At 61.7% G+C, this 4,626-nt stretch carries 5 protein-coding genes; 4 read left to right on the plus strand and 1 reads right to left on the minus strand.

The annotated features are described in order from the left end of the window. Positions 1-124: 124 nt before the first annotated feature. From B1991_RS18165 to B1991_RS18180, 4 genes are all read left to right on the plus strand, one after another. On the plus strand, positions 125-2,287 hold the full coding sequence (locus B1991_RS18165; protein ID WP_136260084.1) for an adenosylcobalamin-dependent ribonucleoside-diphosphate reductase: 2,163 nt from the start codon (positions 125-127) through the stop codon (positions 2,285-2,287). Between the two features lie 63 nt (positions 2,288-2,350). Then, on the plus strand, positions 2,351-2,944 hold the full coding sequence (locus B1991_RS18170) for a hypothetical protein (protein WP_210772175.1): 594 nt from the start codon (positions 2,351-2,353) through the stop codon (positions 2,942-2,944). Between the two features lie 100 nt (positions 2,945-3,044). Continuing rightward, positions 3,045-3,791, plus strand: a complete 747-nt coding sequence (locus tag B1991_RS18175) for a TSCPD domain-containing protein (protein ID WP_136260085.1) — start codon at positions 3,045-3,047, stop codon at positions 3,789-3,791. An 88-nt stretch (positions 3,792-3,879) separates the two neighbouring features. Continuing rightward, positions 3,880-4,419 carry a TIR domain-containing protein gene (locus tag B1991_RS18180; RefSeq protein WP_136260086.1) on the plus strand — a complete coding sequence of 180 codons (540 nt, stop codon included), beginning with the start codon at positions 3,880-3,882 and terminating at the stop codon, positions 4,417-4,419. Here B1991_RS18180 and B1991_RS18185 read toward each other — a convergent pair. Further along, a partial coding sequence (locus B1991_RS18185; RefSeq protein WP_136259734.1) for an IS30 family transposase occupies positions 4,420-4,626 on the minus strand: 207 nt, incomplete at its 5' end.

Here is a 4,626-nt window from a genome sequence, read left to right on the forward strand (position 1 = left end):
GCGGCCGGGCCGGGAGGTCGTTCCCGCCCGTGATCCTCGCCGCCGTCGCGTCGCGAGCGACACCCTTACATCCCAATAAAAATCAACGGGGGCCGCAAGGCCACACCGAGAGGTCAGCAAAACAATGAGCACAATGCGTGCGCCAGCCAATCATCCCGCCACCGGCCGCGATGCCGCCGTGGACATCCCGCTGCAACCCGCCTCGTGGGACATCTGGGACAAGAAATACCGGCTCAAGACCAAGACCGGCGAGCCGGTCGACGGCAGCATCGACGAGACCTACCAGCGCGTGGCGCGTGCGCTGTCCGACGTGGAAGCCAGCGACGAGCTGCGCGGCCACTGGTACGAACGTTTCCTGTGGGCGCTGCGCCGCGGGGCGATCCCGGCCGGCCGCATCACCTCCAACGCCGGGGCGCTGGCTCACAAGCCGGCCACCAGCACGATCAACTGCACCGTCTCGGGCACCATCCACGACTCCATGGACGACATCCTGGAGAAGGTGCACGAGGCCGGCCTCACGCTGAAGGCCGGGTGCGGCATCGGCTACGAGTTCAGCACCTTGCGTCCGCGCAACGCCTACGTCTCCGGCGCCGGTGCGTACACCTCCGGGCCGCTGTCGTTCATGGATATCTACGACAAGATGTGCTTCACCGTCTCCTCTGCCGGCGGCCGTCGCGGCGCGCAGATGGGCACCTTCGACATCAGCCACCCGGACGCCAAGGAGTTCATCCGCGCCAAGCGCGAGGATGGCCGCCTGCGCCAGTTCAACCTCAGCCTGCTGATCACCGACGGCTTCATGCAGGCGGTCGAGCACGACCAGGACTGGCCGCTGGTGTTCCCGGTGCACGTCAAGGAAAAGGACGAGATCGACATCAACGACCCGAGCAAGGTCGTCTGGCGCGAATGGCCCACCCACGAGAACTATGTCGACCGCGAAGACGGCCTGGTCGCCTGCAAGATCTACAGCCACATCCGCGCGCGGCACCTGTGGGACATGATCATGGTGTCCACCTACGACTATGCCGAGCCGGGGTTCATCCTGATCGACAAGGTCAACGAGATGAACAACAACTGGTGGTGCGAGCACATCCGCGCGACCAACCCCTGCGGCGAACAGCCGTTGCCGCCCTACGGCTCGTGCCTGCTCGGCTCGGTCAACCTGACCAAGTTCGTGCGCGACCCGTTCGGGCCCAAGGCGCGTTTCGACTGGGAGGAATACCGCGAGGTGGTCAAGGTATTCACCCGCATGCTCGACAACGTGGTCGAGATCAACGGCCTGCCGCTGGAGCAGCAGCGCAGCGAGATCATGGGCAAGCGCCGCCACGGCATGGGCTTCCTCGGCCTGGGCTCCACCGTGACCATGCTCAAGCACAGCTACGGCAGCGCCGAGGCGGTCGCCTTCACCGAGGACGTCTCGCGCGAGATGGCGCTGGCCGGCTGGGAAGTGGCGCTGGAGCTGGCCAAGGAGAAGGGCGCCGCGCCGGTGCTGTTGCGCGACTACACCGTCACCGGCGACATGCTGCGCAAGCGCCCGGAAATGGCCGCCGACGGCTACAAGGTCGGCGACAGCATCCCCGGCCGCGTGCTGCATGCCAAATACAGCCGCTACATGCAGCGCATCGCCACGGTGGCGCCGGAACTGGTCGAGCAACTGGCCGAGACCGGCGCGCGCTTCACCCACCACACCTCGATCGCACCCACCGGCACCATCTCGCTCAGCCTGGCCAACAACGCCAGCAACGGCATCGAGCCGAGCTTCGCGCACAGCTACTCGCGCAACGTGATCCGCGAGGGCAAGAAAACCAAGGAGAAGGTCGAGGTGCTCAGCTTCGAGCTGCTCGCCTACCGTGCGCTGATCGACGCCGAGGCCAAGCCGTTCACCGACGAGGCCGCGCACAAGCTGCCCGACTACTTCGTCTCTGCCGACGACATCGGCCCGAAGCAGCACGTGGACATCCAGGCCGCCTCGCAGAAATGGATCGATTCGTCGATCTCCAAGACCGCCAACGTGCCCACCGATTACCCGTACGAAGACTTCAAGGACATCTACTTCTACGCCTACAAGCAGGGGCTCAAGGGATGCACCACGTTCCGCTTCAACCCCGCCGCTTTCCAGGGTGTGCTGGTCAAGGAATCGGACCTTGAAAACACCCTCTACCGCTTCGAGCTGGAGGACGGTAGTGTTGTCGAACTGAAAGGCAATGAGCAGGTGGAATACGACGGCGAGATGCATTCGGCCGCCAACCTCTTCGATGCCTTGAAGGAGGGTTACTACGGCAAGTTCTGAACTGCGCGCAGTTTCCCGAGGGCCACGGCACGTACTGACATTCATCGGAGGGGAACACCAGTTATGTCCATCGACAACGAGCTTGAGTCAAGCAACAACCCAGCGGCCGCCGAGGCGCCCGCCGTCGTGCTGCCCGTGCTGCCCGAGGTAGCGCCGGCCGCACCCGCCGCGGCCCCGGCGAAGAAGGCACCGGCACGCCGCAAGGCCGCAGTGAAGAAGGCGGCACCGAAGAAGGCCGCGGCCAAGAAGGCTGCGCCGAAGAAGAAGGCTGCCGCGAAGAAGGCGGCTCCGAAGAAGAAGGCCGCGGCCAAGAAGGCAGCTCCGAAGAAGAAGGCCGCCGCAAAGAAAGCGACTCCCAAGAAAAAGGCTGCAGTCAGGAAGGCCGCTCCGAAGAAGGCTGCTGCCAAGAAGACGGCAAGGAAAGCGGTGAAGAAGGCCGCCGCGAAGAAGGCGGTGCGCAAGAGCGCGAAGAAAGTGGCGAAGAAGGCGGTGAAGAAAGCCGCCGTCAAGCGCGCCAAGCCCGCCCGCAAGGCGGCGGGCAAGAAGTCGGTCGCCCGCAAGGCGGCCCCGAAGAAGGCGGCGGCAAAGAAGTCCGCCAGCAAGAAGAAGGCCGCCCCCAAGGCAGCCAAGAGGTCCACTGCCAGCAAGAAGAAGTAAGCCGTACCTCCTCCGGCCCGGCGTCATGCGCCGGGCCGGAGGGTTTTTCACGTCACACGTCGCCGCCATCGCGGCGCGCCCCAGCAAAGAAGCGAATCCCATGGCAATCAAGATCGACAAGAAGATCACCGGCTACAACGTGGTCAAGCCCGAGGACAAGGTTGCCGATGCGGCCGGCAGCGCGACGAAGCAGGCCACCCCTGCCGCGCCCAAGCAGGCCGAAGTGATCCAGATGCACGAGAGTGTCGAGCGGCCGGAAACCCTGGTCGGCTCCACCTTCAAGATCAAGTCGCCGCTGTTCGAGCACGCGCTGTACGTCACCATCAACGACATCGTGCTCAACGCCGGCACCAAGTACGAACAGCGCCGCCCCTTCGAGATCTTCATCAACTCGAAGAACATGGACCACTTCCAGTGGATCGTGGCGCTCACCCGCCTGATGTCCGCCGTGTTCCGCAAGGGCGGCGACGTCACCTTCGTGGTCGAGGAACTGAAAGCCGTGTTCGACCCCCGCGGCGGCTACTTCAAGGCCGGCGGCGTCTACATGTCCAGCATCGTCGCCGAGATCGGCTCGGTGGTGGAGCAGCACATGAAGAACATCGGGCTGATCCATGATCCGGAGATGGATGAGGCGACGCGGAAGTTGATTGCGGAGAAGCGTGCCGCCTACGAGGCGCTGGACTCAAAAAAAAACTCTGATGCGGGCGTGAGCGCCGAGTCGACCGGCACCGAGACGCTGACCTTTCCGGCCGGCTCGATGATGTGCGACAAGTGCAATACCAAGGCGCTGGTGCTGATGGACAACTGCCAGACTTGTTTGAATTGCGGGTATTCGAAGTGCGGGTGAGACACGCACACCCACATAAAGTAAAGGGCGGCTATATGCCGCCCTTTTACATTGAACATATGAGATCGGCAAATTGAGGATCGGTGAGATGAATCAAACCGCGTTTTTTGCCTATCCAGCAGCCCCTGCGCAGTTGGGAGAAACAATAGAGCGAGCGCTAGCTCAATTGAGGGCTATGAAGGACGGCTTGGCAATTACGCCCTGGACTGCCTTAGATATAGCTGGTCACTTCATTTCGGACGAAGTCGAATTAAAGGTAGAAGAAACCGACTTCTTTGTGGCTGACGTCACCTTCCTGAATTTTAACGTAGTCTACGAATTAGGCTATGCAATAGGCCTCGGGAAGCGCGTTTTCACAGTTAAGAATAGAAGCTTCCAAGAGGTGTGCCCCTCAGCTAAGGAGGTCGGCCTGTTTGACAACCTCGGTTACCGAGAATACACAAATTCCGAGGAGCTGAGAGGGCATCTTAAGACTTTTACCGGTGAAAATCCTATCGATATTTCAACGAGTCTGAATTTTAAGGCTCCTGTATACCTCATCGAAACAAAGCACAAGACTGACTGGATATCGAGAGTCATTTCCCGGGTCAAAAAGGCTCGGCGGTTTCAAGGTCCACGTGCAACATAATCAATGAACCGTACCTGCGCTTGCTTCGGCAAGTTGAAGTTGTTCGTTGTACACCTGCAGCGGGGTTCGGAAGTCATGACGCTTGCGCGGCCTGGTGTTGAGGCTCAAGGCAATCTGGTTGAGTTCGGCCTGACTGTAGACGGACAGGTCGGTGCCCTTGGGCAGGTACTGCCGCAGCAAGCCGTTGGTGTTCTCGTTGCTGCCGCG

Origin of the sequence: Rhodanobacter lindaniclasticus (assembly GCF_004799035.1) — a bacterium.
GTDB lineage: Bacteria > Pseudomonadota > Gammaproteobacteria > Xanthomonadales > Rhodanobacteraceae > Rhodanobacter > Rhodanobacter lindaniclasticus.